We start from the raw sequence: 19341 nt of genomic DNA on the forward strand, positions 1-19341 counted from the left end.
TTCAATTGCGTGCGTGCGACAGCTGGAAGCCGGCAATGCCCTCGAAAGCGGCCAGTTCGGCCGACATGGCGGACAGGCTGGCGCCCGTGTTCTTGCCATGCGCGATGGCGACGAAGCGCCATTCCTGCATGCCTTCATTGCTGCCGATGGTCAGCGAGCCGCTGGCGATGTCGTAGCCGCGCTTGGCCGCCATGCGCCGCAGCGCATCTTCGCGCGGAATAAATCCCTGGCGGAAGCGCATGGTGATGGCCACCGCGTGGCGCGACGGCAGCCAGTTCTCCAATTTTGACAGAAAAATCATCGCCATCGCGCACAGGAAGGCCAGGCCCATGGCCGACAGATAAAAGCCGATGCCGACCATGATGCCGATCACAGACGAAGCCCAGATCGAGGCAGCCGTCGTCAGGCCGCTGATATTGAAACCCTCGCGCATGATGACGCCGGCGCCGAGAAAACCCACGCCCGTGACGATACCCTGGATGACGCGCGTGGGGTCGCTGCCGACGATGGCGCCATGGCCGCCGTACCAGAACTCGGGATAGCCGCCCAGCACCGTCAGCGCGGCCGAGGCCATGCAGACAAGGCTGTAGGTGCGCATGCCCGCCGCGCGCCCGTGATACGAGCGTTCATAGCCAACCAGCAAGCCCAGCAGCAGCGCGCCCAGCAGGTTCAGCAGGATCACGCCATTCGTCGCCAGCTCGGCCGGCGACCAGTAGGCGCGCAGGAAGTCGATGGTCGGCATTTAGGGCTTTTTGCTCAGCTGCTTTTCAAACGCCACGTCGAGCTTGCTGACGCGGCGCGCCTTTTGCGGCCCCAGGCCATTGACGAAGGCGACAAAGGCGTCCAGTTCCAGCGGCGGGCACAGGGGCGGCAAGCCCGGCCCTTCCGTGAGGAAGAACAGTTCATCGCCCGTGCGCGCCATCGTGTAGAGGCGCTGGCCGGTGCGTTCCTTGAGCCGCTCGATGGCGGACGTGGCGCGGGTCGAGCGCATCAGATGGCTCCCGTGCGCTGTTCCAGCCACGCCAGCGCAGGCGCATCGGCCGGCGCGGCCAGGTGCGGCGCGAGGCGCGCGCGCACGGTCGCGTGATAGTCGTTGAGCCAGGCCGCCTCGTCGTCGCGCAATAGCGAACGCTCCACGCAGCGCGTGTCGATCGGGCACAGGGTCAGGGTTTCAAAACGCAAAAATTCGCCAAACTGCGTCGTCCCTGCCGGGACATTCAGCACCAGGTTCTCGATGCGGATGCCCCACTGGCCGGGACGGTAGATGCCCGGCTCGATGGACGTGATCATGCCAGGTTCCATGGCCGTCTGCGGCTCCGGCATGGCGGACTGGGAAATCGATTGCGGCCCTTCGTGGACGTTGAGGAAAAAGCCCACGCCGTGGCCCGTGCCATGACCGAAATCGATGCCCTCGGCCCACAGGGGCGCGCGCGCAATCGAGTCCAGCATGGGCGACTTCACGCCGCGCGGGAATTGCGCGCGCGACAGGGCGATCATGCTGCGCAAGACCAGGGTGAAATCGCGCTTGTGCTCGGCCGTGATCGTGCCGACGGGGACCACGCGGGTGATATCCGTGGTGCCGCCCCAATACTGGCCGCCCGAGTCGATCAGCAGCAAGCCGTCGCCTTCGATGGTAGCCTCGCTGCCCGCATGTGCGTGGTAATGCATGATGGCGCCATGCGCATTGAAGCCGGCGATGGTGCCGAAACTGGGGCTGACAAAGTGCGCGCGGCGGGTGCGGGCGGCCGTCAGGTGCTCGTCGACGCCGATTTCCGTCAACGGTGCGCGCTGCGGATCGGCCAGGGTGGCGTCCAGCCAGCTGAAAAACTCGCACAGGGCGGCGCCATCCTGCTCCATGGCGGCGCGCACATGCGCCGCCTCGCCGTCCGTCTTGCGCGACTTGGCCAGGGTGGTCGGGTTGATCGATTCGACCACCTGCACGCCATCGGCCACGGCCTGGCGCGTGCCGAACGTGATGCGGCGCGGGTCGAGCAGCAAGGTGGCGCCGGCAGGCAAGGCGGCCAATGCGGCGCCGGCACGGTCATACGCGGCCACGTCCACGCCCTGGGCTTCCAGGGTGGCGCGCAGGGCCGCCGGCACCTTGCCGTCGGCGACGAACAGCATGGCGCGCTCGGGTCCCACCAGCGCATGCGCGAGGAAGACGGGGTTGTAACTGACGTCGGCGCCGCGCAGGTTGAACAGATACGCGATGTCGTCGAGCGTGGAAATCACATGGTGGCTGGCGCCTTGGGCCGCCATGCTGGCGCGCAGTGCCGCCAGTTTTTGCGTGCGCGACAGCGAGGGATACGCGGCCGCATGCTCGAACACGGGTGCGGCGGGCATGGCCGGACGATCCGGCCACACGGCTTGCAGCACATCGGTGTCCGTGCGCAGCGTCACTTGCGCGCCCAGCGCCTGTTGCAGCAGGCGCGCATTGGCCAGGCCCAGCACGGCGCCATCGACGGCCACCGTCTGCCCCGGCTGCATGGCCTCGCCCAGCCAGTCGATATACAGCACGCTGGCGCCGGACGGGATTTTCTTCAGGACGATGCCGCTGCCGGCCAGTTCGTCTTCCGCCTGTTCCCAATAGCGGCCATCGGTCCACACGCCGGCGAAATCCTGCGTCACGACCAGGGTGCCGACGGAGCCCGTAAAGCCCGACAGCCACTCGCGGCCCTGCCAGCGGGCCGGCAGATACTCGGACAGATGCGGGTCGGCCGAGGGCACGATCAGGGCGTCGATGTGCTGCGCGCGCATGGCGCCGCGCAGTTGCGACAAACGGGAGGCGGGAGTGGCTTGGTCAGGTGTCTGCATGGGGACGAAAAGAGCGGTGCTGGGAAGTGCCTATGATACCCCGATTAGCCCGGGTAAGGCACTGCGCGCCCGCAACGCCTTTTCCGCCGGTTTCAGGTTGCGTTCGAGTTTTTTCCGGATGCCCGCGTGGCGCACCTGGTCCAGCGCCGCGCGCAGGGCTTCCAGGCTTGCCTGGGTGGGGATGGTTTCCACGCCATGGCCCAGCGCCATGGCCAGCGACTGCGACGGCGCGCTTTTCGCCGTGCCGGGCGCCACGCATACTTGCGGCAGCAAGGTGGCGATGACGGGCGCGAACCATGCGTCATCGCGGTAGGCAGCCACCCGCGCGGCGCGCGCCAGCACGCCGGAATCGGCCGTGGCAAAGGCCGCATCGGCCACATACGGCAGCTGGCCCGCATGGATGGCGGCGACGTGCGCAGCCGCTTCTTCCAGGATGACGCGCGCAAAATCCGCATACGCTGCGTCGCCGGCCAGCTCTTGCGCGGGATCCGTATCGCCGATGTCGTCGCGGCTCCAGTGCCCGCTGTGCGGCGAGCGGGCCAGCGCCAGCAAGGAGGCATCGCGCAATTGCGGCAGCAAGGCCAGTTCGCGCAGGGTAATCGGCATCGGCAGCATGGCGTGGCGCGCCTGCATGGCCGCATCGAGCCGCGCCAGGGCCTTGGCGCCAGCCAGGCGCGCCTGCAGGAACGACTGGTAGTGCTGCTCCGTCAGGTGCCGCACCTCGTCCATCGACACGTCATTCGCCATCATCGGCCTCATAGCGGCGCAAGCCTTCCAGGTCCAGCACGCGGATGCCGCCGTAATCGAGGCGCAATAAACCTTTTTTTTCCAGCACTTGCAAGGCCTGGTTGGCGCGCTGGCGCGAAGAGCCGGACAACAGTCCGATTTCTTCCTGCGACAGCTGCACCAAGGTTTCCACGCCCGGGTACAAGTGCGAATTGAACATCGAGGCCAGGCAGCGCGCCACGCGCGTGTTCAGGTCCAGCAGGCGTTCGTTTTCCACCATGCCGATGAACTGGCCCAGGCGCTCGTTGAGCTGCATCAGCAGGAAGCGCGTGAATGGCAGGCTCGTTTCCAGCAGCCAGTGGAAGGTGGCGCCGGGCAGGCGCGCCACGCGCGTGTCGCGCAGGGCCATGGTGTCGTATTTGCGGATTTCATTCTTCAGTAATGAACCTTCTCCGAACCAGCTGCCGGGCGGCACGCCGATAAAGGTCATGGCCTTGCCGGAAGCGGAAAAATTATTCATCTTGACCATGCCGCTGATGACGCCGATCCAGTTGTCCACCGGCTCGCCCTTGCGGCAGACAAAGCCGCCTTTCGGCACGAAGGTTTCAAACACATCCGCCTCGACCCGGGCCAGTTGAACGGGATCGAGCAGCTGTGCCCAGTGCGCCGCGCGCACGGCATCCTTGAGGCTGATATCAGGATTGGTCATTGTGCGATGCACCATCGAAAAGTGGGTAAATGTCCCCGAAAAGACAACTTGGCAAACTAACGCAAGCTACTATCATTGCACAAACGCCTTACACATAAAAAACACAGAGCGCCATCCAACGAGGTGGGGCCTGAGACAAGCAACAGGGAGACACTGGTGCAAACGAATACCACAGCAGCAATGCCGACTTTTCCGCGGCGCTTATTGCAACACGGGACAGTACGATCCGACAAGCCCGCATTTCGCGAAAAATACCTGGGCATCTGGCAAACCTGGACCTGGCTTGAAGTCAACGAGGAAGTACGCGCGCTGGCCTGCGGCCTGGCAGCCATCGGCTTCCAGCGCGGCATGAACCTGGCCATCATCGGCGATAATCGTCCCCGCCTGTACTGGGCCATGCTGGCGGCGCAAAGTCTGGGCGGCGTGCCCGTGCCACTGTACCAGGACGCGCCGGCCGCCGACATGGCCTATGTGCTGCAGGATGCGGACATCCGCTACGCCATCGTCGAAGACCAGGAGCAGGTCGACAAGCTGCTCGAACTCAAAGCGCTGTACCCGCACGTCGCCCACATCGCCTATGACGATGAACGGGGCATGCGCCATTACCGCCAGCCGGAACTGATGTCCTTTGCCGCCCTGCAGGTGCTGGGCCGGGCCTATGACCGCGAACACCCGGGCTTTTTCGACGCCGCCGTGGCAGCGGGCCAAGGGAGCGACTCCGCCGTGATCCTGTACACCTCGGGCACCACGGGCAAGCCGAAGGGCGTATGCCAGAGCCACACGGCGCTGCTGGCTGCCGGCATTGGCGGCGTCGCCTTCGACAAGCTCACCGACGAGGAAGACATCCTGTCCTACCTGCCCATGGCGTGGGTGGGCGACTGCCTGTTCTCGCTGGCGCAGGCCATGGTGGCCGGCTTTACCGTCAACTGCCCCGAATCGGGCGACACGGTGATGATCGACATGCGCGAAATCGGCCCCACCTGCTACTTTGCGCCGCCGCGCGTGTTCGAAAACATGCTCACCAGCGTGATGATACGCATGGAAGACGCGAGCAGCATCAAGCGCCACATGTTCAGCCATTTCATGGACGTGGCCAAGCGCTGCGGCGCGCAGATCCTGGATGGCAAGCCCGTATCGCTGGCGGACCGCCTCAGCTACAAGCTGGGCGAGCTGCTCGTCTACGGCCCCCTGAAAAACGTGCTGGGACTGTCGCGCGTGCGCGTGGCTTATACCGCCGGCGCCGCCATCGGCCCCGACCTGTTCCGCTTCTACCGCTCCATCGGCGTCAACCTCAAGCAGCTGTACGGCTCGACCGAAACCTGCGCCTATGTCTGTCTGCAACCGGATGGCAACATCAAGTTCGACAGCGTCGGCTTGCCTGCGCCGGGCGTGGAAGTCAAGCTGGCGGCGAATGGCGAAGTGCTGGTCAAGTCGCCGGCCACCATGAGCGGCTACTTCAGGCGCCCCGACGCCACCGCCGAAGTGATCGACAGCGACGGCTATTTCCATACGGGCGATGCGGGCGTGTTCGATAGCGAAGGCCATCTGAAAATCATCGACCGCGCGGCCGACGTCGGCAAGATGAATTGCGGCGCCATGTTCGCCCCCAACTACATCGAAAACAAGCTCAAGTTCTTCCCCTTCATCAAGGAAGTGGTGGCCTTCGGCCATGCGCGCGACCAGGTGTGCGCCTTCATCAATATCGACATCGAAGCGGTGGGCAACTGGTCCGAGCGGCGCGGCATCGCCTACTCCGGCTACACCGACCTGGCGGCGCGCGCCGAGACCTATGGCCTGATCCGCGACTGCATCGAGCAAGTCAACGCGGAACTGGCGGCCGACCCGCTGATGGACCGCACGCAGGTGCACCGCTTCCTCGTGCTGCACAAGGAACTCGATCCGGACGACGACGAGCTGACCCGCACGCGCAAGGTGCGCCGCAAATTCATCGCCGAAAAATACGCGGTGCTCATCTCCGCCCTGTATGAGGGCAAGACAACGCAATACATCGAGACCCAGGTGAAATTCGAGGATGGCCGCACCGGTTCGACCAGCGCCGACCTGCAGATCTGGGACAGCAAAACGTATCGGCCCCAGGGCCTGGCCGCATGATGGAGCACAGCACGATGCAAATGAACGAACCCGACGCCCATTTCGGCACGGCCCGCAAGGCGGGCCCCGTGATCCTCGACCTGAAGAACATCTCGCTGTCGTTTGGCGGCGTGAAGGCGCTGACCGACATCTCGTTTGACGTCAAGCAGCATGAAATCCGCGCCATCATCGGCCCGAACGGCGCCGGCAAAAGCTCGATGCTCAACGTGATCAACGGCGTGTACCGCCCGCAGCAGGGAGAAATCATCTACCGGGGCGAACACCGGCGCGGCATGGATTGCTATGCGGCCGCCAAGTCCGGCATCGCGCGCACCTTCCAGAACATCGCCCTTTTTAAAGGCATGACGGTGCTCGACAACATCATGACGGGACGCAACCTGAAGATGAAATCGAATTTCCTCTTGCAAGCCCTGTACTGGGGGCCTGCGCGGCGCGAGGAAATCGAGCACCGCAAGAAGGCAGAAGAAATCATCGACTTCCTGGAAATCCAGGCCATCCGCAAGACGCCCGTGGGGCGCCTGCCCTACGGCCTGCAAAAGCGCGTGGAGCTGGGCCGCGCGCTGGTGGCCGAACCGGAAATTTTGCTGCTCGATGAACCGATGGCCGGCATGAACGTGGAAGAAAAGCAGGACATGTGCCGCTTCATCCTCGACGTCAACGACCAGCTGGGCACGACCATCGTGCTGATCGAGCACGACATGGGCGTGGTGATGGATATCTCCGACCGCGTGGTGGTGCTCGATTACGGCAAGAAGATCGGCGACGGCACGCCCGACGAGGTGCGCAGCAACCAGGATGTCATCAACGCCTATCTCGGCGTGGCGCACTAGACGAGGAATAGCAATGAATATCAATTTTTTCTTTGAAGTGCTGATCGGCGGCCTGCTGTCGGGCGTCATGTATGCGCTGGTGGCGATCGGCTTTGTCCTGATCTACAAGGCGTCGGGCGTGTTCAACTTCGCGCAGGGAGCGATGGTGTTTTTCGCCGCCCTCACCTGCGTCGGCATCATGGACAAGTTCGGCCTGTCGCTGTGGCTGGCCATCCCGCTGACGATGCTCACCATGATCGTGCTGGGCATGGCGATTGAACGGGTGGTCTTGCGCCCGCTCGTCAACCAGCCGGAAATCACGCTGTTCATGGCCACCATCGGCCTGACCTTTTTCATCGAAGGCCTGGCGCAGCTGATGTGGGGCTCCCAGGTGCACAAGCTGGACCTGCCCATCGAAGACGTGCCGATGCAGTTTTTGATGGACCGCTTCGACATCAACATCTCGCAGTTCGACCTGATGGCGGCCGGCATCTGCGCGCTGCTGGTGATCTGCCTGGCCTTGCTGTTCTCGAAAACCAAGGTGGGCCGCGCCCTGCGCGCCGTCGCCGACGACCACCAGGCGGCACTGGCGGTCGGCATCCCGCTGCAGCGCATCTGGGCCGTCGTGTGGGGCGTGGCGGGCCTGGTGGCCATGGTGGCCGGCTTGCTGTGGGGCGCGCGCAACGGCGTGCAGTTCGCCCTCACCTTCATCGCCTTGAAAGCGCTGCCGGTGCTGATCCTCGGCGGCTTTACGTCGGTGCCGGGCGCCATCGTCGGTGGCCTGATCATCGGCGCGTCGGAAAAGCTGGCCGAAGTCTACCTCGGTCCCATGGTGGGCGGCGGCATCGAAGGCTGGTTCCCGTATGTGCTGGCCCTGCTGTTCCTGCTGGTGCGGCCGGAAGGCCTGTTCGGCGAGAAGATCATCCGGCGAATATAACGCCACCGTAACAGCATCGTAGGTCGGGTTAGCGCATGGCGCGTAACCCGACAACAGCCAAAACAGCCAGCAAAGGACACGCCATGATTTACCGTGAAGCAGGACAATTCAAGACCAGCTACCAGGCTGACAACCAGATTTTCCCGATCCGGCAAGACCGCCTGGCGTTGACGGCCACGCTCCTCGTCGCCGTCTTCCTCCTGCCGTATTTCGCCTCGCCCTACATGCTGTCGGCGATCCTGATTCCCTTCCTGATCTTCGCCCTGGCGGCGCTGGGCCTGAACATCCTCACCGGTTACGCGGGCCAGCTGTCGCTGGGCACGGCCGCCTTCATGGCCGTGGGCGCCTTTGCCTCGTATAACTTCATGGCCCGCCTGCCGGGCTTGCCGCTGCTGGTGTCGTTCATCCTCGGCGGCCTGTGCGCGGCCATGGTGGGCATCGCCTTCGGCCTGCCTTCCCTGCGCATCCGCGGCTTTTACCTGGCGGCCTCCACCCTGGCGACGCAGTTCTTTGTCGTCTGGTGCCTGACCAAGATCCCGTATCTCACCAACTACAGCTCCTCGGGCGTGATCACGGTGCAGAAGATGACCATCCTTGGCTACCAGTTCGACACGCCGCAAAGCAAATACCTGCTGGTGCTGGCGATTGTCGCCGGCATGGCGCTGCTGGCCAAGAACATGATCCGCTCGAACGTGGGCCGCTCGTGGATGGCCGTGCGCGACATGGACATGGCGGCCGAAGTGATCGGTTTCCGCCTGATGCGCACCAAGCTGCTGGCCTTTGCCGTCAGCTCGTTCTATTGCGGCGTGGCCGGCGCGCTGTATGCGTATGCCTACCTGGGCACGGTGGAGCCGGAAGCATACAACCTGGACCTGTCCTTCCGCATCCTGTTCATGATCATCATCGGCGGCGTCGGCTCGATTCTCGGTTCCTTCCTCGGCGCGGCCTTCATCGTGCTGCTGCCCGTCTTCCTGAACACCATCGCGCATGGCCTGGCATTGCCGACCAGCGTGGCTTCGAACCTGGAACTGATGGTGTTCGGCGCGCTGATCATTTTCTTCCTGATCGTCGAACCGCACGGCCTGGCCAGGCTGTGGCAGATCGCGAAGGAGAAACTGCGCCTGTGGCCTTTCCCGCACTAGGAATTTGTACCTTGCTGTCTGATGTCGATTGACTTGAAATCAAATAAAACAAGAGGAGACACACAATGAAACACATCAAATCGCTCATGCTGGCCGCCGCCATCGCCAGTGCCGCACTCACCATGGCCGGCAGCGCGCAAGCCCAGGACAAGGAACAGTACATCGCCCTGCCGTCCTACCGCGTGGGCCCGTACGCGGCCGGCGGCTCCGGTTTCTACGGCGGCATCATCGACTACTTCAACCTGGTCAACCAGGCCGGCGGCGTCAATGGCGTCAAGATCAGCTGGGAAGAATGCGAAACCGAATACAACCCGTCGCGCGGCGTCGAATGCTATGAACGCCTGAAAACCAAGCAGGGCGGCGCCACCCTGGTCGAAACCTTGTCCACCGGCGTCGCCTACGGCATCCTGGACCGCGTGGCACAAGACAAGATCCCCATGACGATGATCGGCTACGGCCGCTCGGACGCCGCCAACGGCAAGGTCTTCCCGTATGTGTATCCGCTGATCTCCAGCTACTGGAGCCAGGCCGCCGCCATGATCAAGTACCTGGGCGACAAGGATGGCGGCATGGACAAGCTGAAAGGCAAGAAGATCGTCCACCTGTACCACGATTCGGCCTTCGGCAAGGAGCCGCTGCCCGTGCTCGAAGCGCTGTCGAAACAGTACGGCTTCGAGCTGGTGAAAATTCCCGTCGCACCGCCAGGCAGCGAACAGCAATCGCAATGGCTGCAGATCCGCCAGGCCAAGCCGGACCACGTGATCCTGTGGGGCTGGGGCGTGATGAACTCCGTTGCCATCAAGACGGCGCAGCGCAACGGCTTTCCACGCGACAAAATGCTGGGCGTCTGGTGGGCCGGCTCCGAGGAAGACACGATTCCATCGGGCGATGCGGCCAAGGGCTACACGGCGATGACGTTCAATACGCCGGGCAACTACCCCGTGCTCGACGACATCCGCAAGAAACTCTACGCGTCCGGCAAGGGCAACCTGTCCGACCAGTCGCGCATCGGCTCCGTCTACCACATGCGCGGCGTAACGGCCGGCATCCTGTGGGTGGAAGCGATCCGCGTGGCGCAGGAAAAATTCGGCAAGGGCAAACCGATCACGGGCGAGCAGATGCGCTGGGGCCTGGAAAACCTGAACGTCGACGATGTGCGCCAGAAGGCCGTCGGCGCGCTGGGCATGTTCCCGACCGTGAAAACCAGCTGCGACGACCATGAAGGCTCGGGCGCCGTGAAAGTGCAGCAGTGGGATGGCAAGAAATGGACCGCCATCACGCCGAAATGGATCGTCGGCGACAAGGCCCTGGTGCGCAAGCTGGTCGAGGAATCGTCGAACAAGTACGCCGAAGAGAAAAAGATCACGCCGGCGTGCATGAAGTAAATCGCTGCCGATGGTGGTGTCGGATTACGGCCTGCGGCCTAATCCGACCTACGCCGCATCCACGTAGGTCGGATTAGCGAAGCGTAATCCGACAGCATCGCCAACACCCTATGAAAACGAAGCAGCCATGACACCCACTGCCACGCAAACACCGGAAACGCCACCGCCCTACCTGTCGGTGAACAATATCGAAGTCATCTACGACCACGTGATCCTGGTCCTGAAGGGCGTGTCGCTGCAAGTCCCGCAAGGCAAGATCGTGGCGCTCCTGGGCGCCAACGGCGCCGGCAAGTCGACCACCCTGAAAACCATCTCGACCCTGTTGCGCGGCGAACGGGGCGACGTCACCAAGGGCGAAGTCCAGTTCAAGGGCGAGCGCGTGGATCAATTGACGCCGAATGAACTGGTCAAGCGGGGCCTGTCGCAAGTGATGGAAGGGCGCCACTGTTTCGGCCACCTCACCATCGAGGAAAACCTCCTGACGGGCGCCTACACGCGCAGCCTGTCGCGCGGCGAGCTGAAAGACGCGCTGGAAAAGGTGTACCACTACTTTCCTCGCCTGAAAACCCGGCGCGGCAGCCAGGCCGGTTACACCTCGGGCGGCGAACAGCAGATGTGCGCCATCGGCCGCGCGCTGATGGCCAAGCCATCGATGATTTTACTGGACGAGCCGTCGATGGGCATCGCGCCGCAGATCGTCGAAGAGATCTTCGGCATCGTCAAGGACCTGAACCACAAGGAAAACGTGTCTTTCCTGCTGGCCGAACAGAACACCAACGTGGCGCTGCGCTACGCCGACTTCGGCTACATCCTGGAAAACGGCCGCGTCGTGATGGAAGGGCAAGCGCAGGAACTGGCCAGCAACGAAGACGTCAAAGAGTTTTACCTGGGCGTGTCCAGCGCCGGGCGCAAGAGCTTCCGCGACATGAAGTTCTACCGCCGCCGCAAGCGCTGGCTGGCCTGACATCGGAGTTGCCGTCATGGACCTGGAACGGGCCAAGCAAGTATGCCGCGGCTTTCCCGGCGCGACAGAAGACATCAAGTGGAGCAACGTGCTGGCGTTTTCTGTGGGTGGCCGCCTGTTCGCCCTATGCGGCGCGGAAGCGCACAGCACGCGCGGCATGAGCTTCAAGGTCGATGCGGAACGCTTCCTGGAGTTGACGGACCGCCCCGGTTTTCGCCCGGCACCCTACCTGGCACGGGCCAAATGGGTGCTGGTCGCCAGTCCCGACGCCCTCGATGACGATGAAATGGCCGCCCTGCTGCAGCGCTCATACAGCCTGATTGTTGCGGGGCTGACGAAAAAAATGCAACGTGACATTGGAGAATCAGCAACATGACCGATACGCTCGACAGTCTGGAAGCACGCGCCCCCGAAGCGCGTGAAAGCGAATTGATGGCCGGCCTGCCGCAGCTGATCGCGCGCGCGCAGAAGGCGCCGGGCTGGGCCCGCATCCTTGATGGCGTCACCGCGGCCGACATCACCAGCCGCGCCGCGCTGGCGCAGCTGCCCGTGACGCGCAAGTCCGACCTCAAGCAATTGCAGCACGACGCGCTGCCGTTCGGCGGCTTGAACACGACGCCAAAGAACGCCCTGTCGCGCGTATTCGTCTCACCCGGCCCCATCTTCGATCCGGAAGGCCGCGGCCCTGACTGGTGGCGCTTCGCGCGGCCCATGTATGCGGCCGGCGTGCGCGCCGGCGGCTTGCTGCAGAACTGCTTTTCGTATCACTTCACGCCGGCCGCCTTCATGGTCGAAGGGGGCGCCGCGCGCATCGGCTGCACCGTCATCCCGGCCGGCATCGGCCAGACGGAAATGCAGGTGCAGGCGATGGCTGACCTGAAGCCGGACACGTATATCGGCACGCCGTCATTTCTGAAACTGATCATCGAGAAAGCGCGCGAAATGGGCGCCGACATCAGCAGCGTCACCAAGGCCGTGATGGGCGCGGAAGCCTTGCCCGAATCCTTGCGCAGCTGGTTTGCCGAAAATGGCGTGCCGCACGTGTTCCAGACCTATGCCTCGGCCGATATCGGCAGCATCGCCTATGAAACGGCCAGCAATGGCAAGCTCAATCCGGGCATGGTCGTTGATGAAAACGTGCTGCTCGAGATCGTCCATCCGGGCAGCGGCATTCCCGTCGCGCCCGGCGAAGTGGGCGAAGTCGTCGTCACCGTCTTCAATGCCGACTATCCGCTGATCCGCTTCGCCACGGGCGACCTGTCGGCCGTGCTGATGGACGCGCCGGACTCGCCGTGCGGCCGCACGAATACGCGCATCAAGGGCTGGATGGGACGTGCGGATCAAACCACCAAGGTGCGTGCCATGTTCGTGCATCCGTCGCAGGTGCACGAGATCGCGCGCCGCCACCCGCAAATCAAGAAGGCGCGGCTGGTGGTCTCGGGACGCATGGCCAACGACGAGATGGCTTTGCATTGCGAAGTCGACGATCCGACGGACGCCAGCGGCGTGGAAGCCATCATCGGCTCGATCCGCGAACTGACCAAGCTGCGCGGCGACGTAGTGCTGGTGGCCGTGGGCAGTCTGGCGCAGGATGGGAAAGTTATCGACGACATGCGCGATTACAAATAAGGCCGATTTGCGGGATAATACCGGCATTGACCATCAGCCCCATTCATCGCCATGCAAGAGTCCATGCAAGAATTTCATCACAACCGTGCCCGTGACCTGATCAAGAACGCGGAACTGCTGTTCGACCAAGACGCCGTGCAGGCGTCGATCACGCGCATGGCCGATGTGCTCAACACGCGCTTCAACGCCGACGATTCGAAAGAATTCCCGCTGGTGCTGGGCGTGATGGGCGGCGCCGTCGTGTTTACGGGCAGCCTGCTGCCGCAACTGAGCTTTCCGCTCGAATTCGACTACATCCATGTGAGCCGCTATGGCGACGACGACAAGGGTGGCGAAGTGGTGTGGAAAGTCATCCCCCGCTCGAATGTTGCGGGCCGTACCGTCATCGTGCTCGACGATATTCTCGACGAAGGCGAAACCCTGGCGCACGTCAAGCAGCGCTTGCTGGACATGGGTGCCTCGGAAGTGATCCTGGCCGTCTTCGCGGACAAGGCCATCGGCAAGAAGAAGCCGGTACAAGCCGACATCGTCGGCCTGGTGATCCCGAACCGCTTCGTCGTCGGCTTCGGCATGGATGCGTATGGCTACTGGCGCAACCTGCCGGGCCTGTGGGCCATCAAGCCCGAGGATTTGAAGCAGCAGTGATTCATGATGGTTGTCGGATTAGCGCGCAGCGCGTAATCCGACATCCTCACCAACGTTACAGCTTCAACCGCGCGCGCGCCGCATCGTATTCGGCCTTCAGGCGCGCCACCATCTCTTCCACGCTCGGCACGTCATCCATCAAGCCCACGCCCTGGCCTGCGCCCCAGATGTCGCGCCAGGCCTTGGCGCTGCCGGAACCGAAATTCATCGCGCTCTTATCCGCTTCGGGCAAGGCTTCCGGATCGAGTCCGGCCGCTTCGATCGATTTTTTCAGGTAATTGCCGTGCACGCCCGTAAACAGGTTCGTGTAGACGATATCGGCCGCGCTGGAATCGACGATGGCGTCGCGGTAGCCATCGCTGACGTTCGATTCCTTGGTCGCCAGCCAGCGCGAGCCGATGTAGGCAAAGTCCGCGCCCATCGCTTGCGCGGCCAGCACGGCATCGCCCGTGGCGATGGAGCCGGACAGCGCCAGCGGGCCGTCGAAGAACTTGCGCACTTCGCCCACCAGCGCGAACGGCGACAGGGTGCCCGCATGGCCGCCGGCGCCGCTGGCGACCAGGATCAAGCCATCGACACCCGCCTCCAGGGCCTTTTTCGCGTGACGGATCGAGATCACGTCATGCAGTACGATGCCGCCATAGCTGTGGATGGCGTCGAGCATTTCCTTGGGCGGCGCGCGCAGCGAGGAAATGATGATGGGAATCTGGTGTTTCACGCACACTTCCACGTCATGTGCCAGGCGGTCGTTCGACTGGTGCACGATCTGGTTGACGGCGATCGGTCCCACTTTTTTATCGGGATTGGCGGCCTGGAAGGCGGCCAGCTCGGCCTGCAGCTCGGTGAGCCAGGTGTCGAGCAATTCGGCGGGACGCGCGTTCAGGGCCGGGAAGGAGCCGACGATGCCGGCCTTGCACTGCGCCGCGACGAGGGCCGGGCCGCTGGCGATGAACATCGGCGACGCGATAACGGGTAAGGAGAGGTTTTGCAACGCAACAGGCAATGCCATGGCGGACTCGCTGGAAAGTTGATCGGACGTGAGAAACACACTGAACGTTGATTATAGTGCAGAAAAAGTACGGTCGTGCTGAATTTATCGCCTATCCGTGTCAGCCCTCGTTAAGCAAGTACTCACCCTCAATCCGTGCCGCTGTAGCCCTCACCAGCTGCGACACGGCCCACTCGGCCAGCGCGGCCGTCTCCTGGCGCAGGAAGCGCCGGTTGGCCTCTTCGAAGACGGGCATGCCCCGCAGCAGGGCCGGTATCTCGGCGAGGGCGATGCGCTGGCGTTCCAGCAGCAGGAATTTCAGCAGCACTTTCACCGCATTCTGCGCATTGCGCACGGGATCGGACGCCAGGTAATCGAGACGTGAATAGGCGCGCTGCAGGGCGCCGGCGGCGTCCTGGAACGGTCGCCCGTGGCCGGGAATGACGACCTGCACATCGAGGCTGGCGATCAGGTCCAGCGTGGCGCGCGCTTCAGGGAAGCCGGAGCCGCCATCGAGTTCGGGGAAGATCACGCCAAAGCCGTTTTCCCACAGCGCGTCGGCGGAGATCAGGATGCCCTCTTCGGCGCAGTAAAAAATCAGCGAGTGCGGATCGTGGCCCGGCGCGCCCAGCGCCTGCCAGCGCATGTCGGCCAACGTCAACGTGTCGCCGGGCGAGACGGTGGCGTCGAAGCCGAAGCGCGGACATTGCTGGCCCGTGGCCTGGAAACTCAGGGCCTCGACATCCCACGCGCGCACCTTGTCCGCCTCCGACACGGGAATGGACGTATGGCAGCCGTATTCCGCTTGCAGCAACGCATTTCCGCCGCAATGGTCGGAATGCAGATGGGTGTTGAACAGGCGGTCCAGGGGACGGCCATCGAGACTGTGGCGCAGCAGGGCCAGCGTTTGCGGCGCATGCGTGGCATAGCCGCTGTCGATCAGCGCCGTGTCATCCCGGCCCTGGAACAGGATGTTATTCGACGACAGCCAGCCGCGTTCGAACACCTGCATGGCATCGGGGAACAGCGCTGGCGATCGCGGCATGGCTTCCTCAGTAGTCGGGCTCGAAATCGAGCTGGGATTCGCGTCCTGGCAATTCGGCCCACACAGCGCGCTTGAAGTCGTCGTCGGCCTTGCTCCAGGCGATGATCTCGTCGAGCGTGCGCAAGCAGCCTTCGCACAAGCCGCTGTTGCGGTTCATCTTGCACAGGCTGACGCAGGGCGACGGCACCGGCGACGGCAAGGGGAGCGGAACGGCGGGCGGAGGTGGGGGAGTGACCATCATGGAGCGGCATCGGTGTAGGTACAGGCTTGCATTATGCCGCGAAACCGTGCCGGCGAGTCGGTGGCATCGCCATGCAATGTTTCTGTGAATATATTTTCAAGCAAAAATATGATCAAAAAACCATCTTCCGGAAATTTATTTTGCAGCCCATTCTCACTCTGCGAGTACCCGTCCTACAACACGATCAGGTCAGATCCTGCTTGACTTGAGATATTTCACAACTATACTACCATCCATACAGATGGCAATTGGATGCCACGTGGAGTTTTTGGAGAGATATGGCCAAGCAAGACAGCAAGCCCAAAATTGGGGAATCCGAGAAAATCACGATCAACCTCGGCTTGATCGACCTGGGGCAGATCGATCTGCTGGTCCAGGAGGGATTTTATTCCAACCGCACGGATCTGATCCGTACGGCCATACGCAACCAGCTGGGTATCCACGCCGACGTGGTGAAACAAACCGTCGCCCGTAAAAGCCTGGTATTGGGCATGCAGCACTATTCGCGCGCCGACCTGGAAGCGATCCAGGCAGCCGGCCAGCGCCTGCAGATACAGGTGCTGGGACTGGCCAGCATCGCCAGCGACGTCTCCGTGGAACTGGCACTGGCCACCATCGAGTCGATTTTCGTATTAGGTGCCCTGCACGCCAGCACCGTCGTCAAGACGGCGCTCGCAGGGCGAATTCACTAGCGTATTGGTTCGCGGCGATGACCCGGCCGATGCGCGGCACCGTTAAGGATGGTCATGAAACTCCCTCTCAACATGTTGGCGCAGATGCGCGCAGCAACCCGTAATCTGATGGGCCGCGGTCCCGCCGCCGCCACCGAAGCGATCCAGCAGGCGCTGTCTGCCGCCGGCCTGGCACCGCAGGCGGCAGCCACGCAAGCGCCGCCGCCGCAGACCATGCGCGACATTAATCCGCCACCACCAGCGCAAGCCCGAGCCCGAGCCGAACAGCCGCAAACTGCCGCCGCGCCAGAAACGCCTGATGCGCCGCCCACGCCCGCGCAAGCGGCGCAGGACTTCGCGCAGGATTTCATGGCGCGCCTGGGCGTGCCGGCAGGCCTGGGCCAGCACAGCTTCGACATGCCCAGCTTCGAGCTGCCGAATTTCCACCCGCCCGGCTTCAACGCGCCGGCCACCACGCCGGCGGAGGTGCCCGCTGGCGCGCAGTTCATCGACGGCGTGTACCGCAACCATGCGGGCACGCGCTCCTACAAGCTGTATATCCCCAGCAGCTACCACGGCCAGGCCATGCCGCTGATCGTCATGCTGCACGGCTGTACGCAAAATCCCGACGATTTCGCCGCCGGCACGCAGATGAATGCGCTGGCAGAAGAAAAGGAATGCTTTGTCGTCTACCCGGCGCAGACGCAGGGCGCCAACAGTTCGCGCTGCTGGAACTGGTTCAATGCCATCGACCAGCAGCGCGACCAGGGCGAACCATCGCTGATCGCCGGCATCGCCCGGCAAGTCATCGACGACTACCCGGTGAATGAACGCGAAGTGTTCGTCGCCGGCCTGTCGGCGGGCGGCGCCATGGCCGTCATCGTCGGCACCCTGTATCCGGACCTGTTTGCCGCCGTCGGCGTGCATTCGGGCCTGCCGTTCGCCTCGGCGCAGGACTTGCCGTCGGCACTGGCAGCCATGAAGGGCGGCGCCATGCCCAATGCCCAGCGCAAGGCGCCGGCGGGCGGCGTGCCCATCATCGTTTTCCACGGCGACCGCGACACCACCGTCAACCCGCGCAATGGCGATGAACTGATCGCCCAGGGCGTGCGCAACCAGGCGGGCGGCAAGGCGGCCAAGGCCGCATCCATCGACGGCAGCGTGCCGAATGGCCACCGCTACACGCGCACCACGCACAGCCAGGCCGATGGCTCGCCGCTGGGCGAACACTGGGTCATCCACGGCGCCGGCCATGCCTGGTCCGGCGGCAGCAATAACGGCAGCTACACGGATGGCAAGGGGCCGGACGCCAGCCGCGAGATGCTGCGCTTCTTCAAGACGGTCAGCTAATGTTTTCGGTGTATGGCGCGATCTGCCGCTGCTTGTCGGCGATCTCGCACACGCCGTCGGCGTAGCGGTGGGAGATGGCGATGAACTGGTCCTGGATCTGCAGGAAGGCGTCGACGATCTCGGCGTCGAAGTGCGAACCGCGCCCCTCGACGATGATCTGCACGGCCTGCGCATGGTCCATGCCCTGCTTGTAGATGCGACGGCTGATCAGGGCGTCATACACGTCGGCCAGCGCCATCAGGCGCGCCGAAATCGGGATGGCTTCGCCAGCCAGGCCTTGCGGGTAGCCGCTGCCATCCCATTTCTCATGATGGCTGTAGGCGATCTCTTTCGCGTACTTGAGGAAATCGACTTCGATGCCCAGCTCGTGTTCCGCCGCCAGGATGGCGTCGCGCCCGAGCGTGGTATGGGTCTTCATGATGGCCATTTCATGCGGTTCGAAACGCCCCGGCTTGAGCAGGATATGGTCGGGGATGCCCACCTTGCCGATATCGTGCAGCGGCGCCGTCTTGAACAGCAGTTCGATATTCTTGTCCGTCAAAAAATCGCGGAAACGCGGCAAGCCGCGCACCTTCTCGGCCAGCGCCTTCAGGTAATGCGAGGTTCGGCGGATATGGTTGCCCGTCTCGCTATCGCGCGTTTCGGCCAGCGACGCCATGGCGTGAATGGTGACGTCCTGCAGCGCTGCCACTTCCTGCACCCGGCGCTCCACTTCCGTTTCCAGGTAATGATTCTGGTCGCGCAGGAAATCCTGCATCTGCTTCATCGCCAGCTGCGTCCTGATGCGCGCCAGCACGATGGGCGCTGAAATCGGCTTGGTGATGTAATCGACGGCGCCCAGGGCCAGGCCCAGCTGCTCGTCGGCCACTTCGCTCATGGCGGTGACGAAAATCACGGGGATGCCGGCTGTGGCGGGATCGGCCTTCAGCGCACGGCACACATCGTAGCCGCTCATGCCCGGCATCATGATGTCGAGCAGGATCAGGTCGGGCTGGTCGCTGCCGGCGGCGATCTTCAGGGCGCGCTCGCCATTGACGGCGATCTTGGTGCGGTAATCGTCTTCCAGCACCGCGCGCAGCAGGTCGATATTGTCTGGCGTGTCGTCGACCACCAGGATGGTTGGCTTGCTTGCCGGCGCTTTCATGCCCTTCCTTCGCTCTGCATAGTTATCCTT

General features: G+C 63.4%; 20 protein-coding genes. 11 read left to right on the forward strand and 9 right to left on the reverse strand.

What is annotated here, in order from left to right:
• Position 1 precedes the first annotated feature (1 nt).
• Genes CSQ92_RS23030 through CSQ92_RS23050 form a run of 5 tightly spaced genes read right to left on the reverse strand, consistent with a single transcriptional unit; the run spans position 2 to position 4249 of the window.
• Positions 2-742: an MgtC/SapB family protein gene (locus tag CSQ92_RS23030; RefSeq protein WP_034783768.1), complete on the reverse strand. Its 741-nt coding sequence runs from the start codon at positions 740-742 to the stop codon at positions 2-4.
• Positions 743-991 carry a hypothetical protein gene (locus CSQ92_RS23035; RefSeq protein WP_070258377.1) on the reverse strand — a complete coding sequence of 83 codons (249 nt, stop codon included), beginning with the start codon at positions 989-991 and terminating at the stop codon, positions 743-745. It lies immediately after the preceding gene.
• Positions 991-2814, reverse strand: a complete 1824-nt coding sequence (locus CSQ92_RS23040; protein ID WP_099395496.1) for an aminopeptidase P family protein — start codon at positions 2812-2814, stop codon at positions 991-993. The genes CSQ92_RS23035 and CSQ92_RS23040 overlap by 1 nt, the downstream gene beginning before the upstream one ends.
• Before the next feature lie 30 nt (positions 2815-2844).
• Positions 2845-3564, reverse strand: coding sequence for a hypothetical protein (locus CSQ92_RS23045; protein ID WP_099395497.1), 720 nt, complete (start codon positions 3562-3564; stop codon positions 2845-2847).
• Positions 3551-4249 (reverse strand): Crp/Fnr family transcriptional regulator, encoded by a 699-nt coding sequence (locus CSQ92_RS23050; RefSeq protein WP_034783773.1) that lies wholly within the window; start codon positions 4247-4249, stop codon positions 3551-3553. Before CSQ92_RS23050 ends, CSQ92_RS23045 begins: the two co-directional genes overlap by 14 nt.
• Before the next feature lie 180 nt (positions 4250-4429).
• On the opposite strand from CSQ92_RS23050, the gene CSQ92_RS23055 reads away from it, so the two are divergent.
• From CSQ92_RS23055 to CSQ92_RS23095, 9 genes are all read left to right on the forward strand, one after another.
• A complete protein-coding gene (locus CSQ92_RS23055) occupies positions 4430-6361 on the forward strand; it encodes an AMP-binding protein (RefSeq protein ID WP_099395498.1) in 1932 nt (643 codons plus the stop codon).
• Positions 6362-6375: 14 nt separating this feature from the next.
• The gene (locus CSQ92_RS23060) at positions 6376-7191 is read left to right on the forward strand and encodes an ABC transporter ATP-binding protein (RefSeq protein ID WP_034753577.1); all 816 of its coding nucleotides are present in this window, start codon (positions 6376-6378) and stop codon (positions 7189-7191) included.
• A 19-nt stretch (positions 7192-7210) separates the two neighbouring features.
• A complete protein-coding gene (locus tag CSQ92_RS23065) occupies positions 7211-8107 on the forward strand; it encodes a branched-chain amino acid ABC transporter permease (protein WP_198521486.1) in 897 nt (298 codons plus the stop codon).
• A gap of 83 nt (positions 8108-8190) precedes the next feature.
• Positions 8191-9249, forward strand: coding sequence for a branched-chain amino acid ABC transporter permease (locus CSQ92_RS23070; protein WP_034752817.1), 1059 nt, complete (start codon positions 8191-8193; stop codon positions 9247-9249).
• 65 nt (positions 9250-9314) lie between these two features.
• Positions 9315-10634: an ABC transporter substrate-binding protein gene (locus CSQ92_RS23075; RefSeq protein WP_099395499.1), complete on the forward strand. Its 1320-nt coding sequence runs from the start codon at positions 9315-9317 to the stop codon at positions 10632-10634.
• A gap of 127 nt (positions 10635-10761) precedes the next feature.
• A complete protein-coding gene (locus CSQ92_RS23080; protein WP_052140232.1) occupies positions 10762-11598 on the forward strand; it encodes an ABC transporter ATP-binding protein in 837 nt (278 codons plus the stop codon).
• A gap of 16 nt (positions 11599-11614) precedes the next feature.
• On the forward strand, positions 11615-11974 hold the full coding sequence (locus CSQ92_RS23085) for an MmcQ/YjbR family DNA-binding protein (RefSeq protein WP_034783779.1): 360 nt from the start codon (positions 11615-11617) through the stop codon (positions 11972-11974).
• Positions 11971-13227, forward strand: a complete 1257-nt coding sequence (locus CSQ92_RS23090) for a phenylacetate--CoA ligase family protein (RefSeq protein WP_034783780.1) — start codon at positions 11971-11973, stop codon at positions 13225-13227. Before CSQ92_RS23085 ends, CSQ92_RS23090 begins: the two co-directional genes overlap by 4 nt.
• Positions 13228-13290: 63 nt before the next feature.
• A complete protein-coding gene (locus CSQ92_RS23095; RefSeq protein ID WP_034783782.1) occupies positions 13291-13872 on the forward strand; it encodes a hypoxanthine-guanine phosphoribosyltransferase in 582 nt (193 codons plus the stop codon).
• A 55-nt stretch (positions 13873-13927) separates the two neighbouring features.
• Here CSQ92_RS23095 and CSQ92_RS23100 read toward each other — a convergent pair whose 3' ends face one another.
• The 3 genes from CSQ92_RS23100 to CSQ92_RS23110 form a co-directional block, all read right to left on the reverse strand.
• Positions 13928-14881, reverse strand: coding sequence for an NAD(P)H-dependent flavin oxidoreductase (locus CSQ92_RS23100; RefSeq protein ID WP_034752807.1), 954 nt, complete (start codon positions 14879-14881; stop codon positions 13928-13930).
• A 100-nt stretch (positions 14882-14981) separates the two neighbouring features.
• Positions 14982-15905 (reverse strand): MBL fold metallo-hydrolase, encoded by a 924-nt coding sequence (locus CSQ92_RS23105; protein WP_099395500.1) that lies wholly within the window; start codon positions 15903-15905, stop codon positions 14982-14984.
• A 7-nt stretch (positions 15906-15912) separates the two neighbouring features.
• A complete protein-coding gene (locus CSQ92_RS23110) occupies positions 15913-16146 on the reverse strand; it encodes a DUF1289 domain-containing protein (protein WP_070258360.1) in 234 nt (77 codons plus the stop codon).
• A gap of 278 nt (positions 16147-16424) precedes the next feature.
• Here CSQ92_RS23110 and CSQ92_RS23115 point away from each other — a divergent pair, with 278 nt between their 5' ends.
• On the forward strand, positions 16425-16838 hold the full coding sequence (locus CSQ92_RS23115; RefSeq protein ID WP_034783786.1) for a CopG family transcriptional regulator: 414 nt from the start codon (positions 16425-16427) through the stop codon (positions 16836-16838).
• Between the two features lie 54 nt (positions 16839-16892).
• Positions 16893-18167: an extracellular catalytic domain type 1 short-chain-length polyhydroxyalkanoate depolymerase gene (locus CSQ92_RS23120; RefSeq protein ID WP_257219331.1), complete on the forward strand. Its 1275-nt coding sequence runs from the start codon at positions 16893-16895 to the stop codon at positions 18165-18167.
• On the opposite strand, the gene CSQ92_RS23125 is transcribed toward CSQ92_RS23120, so the two are convergent.
• Positions 18160-19311, reverse strand: coding sequence for a response regulator (locus CSQ92_RS23125; protein ID WP_034783788.1), 1152 nt, complete (start codon positions 19309-19311; stop codon positions 18160-18162). The genes CSQ92_RS23120 and CSQ92_RS23125 overlap by 8 nt on opposite strands.
• Positions 19312-19341 lie beyond the last annotated feature (30 nt).

Origin of the sequence: Janthinobacterium sp. BJB446, assembly GCF_002735655.1 — a bacterium.
GTDB classification, from domain to species: Bacteria; Pseudomonadota; Gammaproteobacteria; order Burkholderiales; family Burkholderiaceae_D; genus Janthinobacterium; species Janthinobacterium lividum.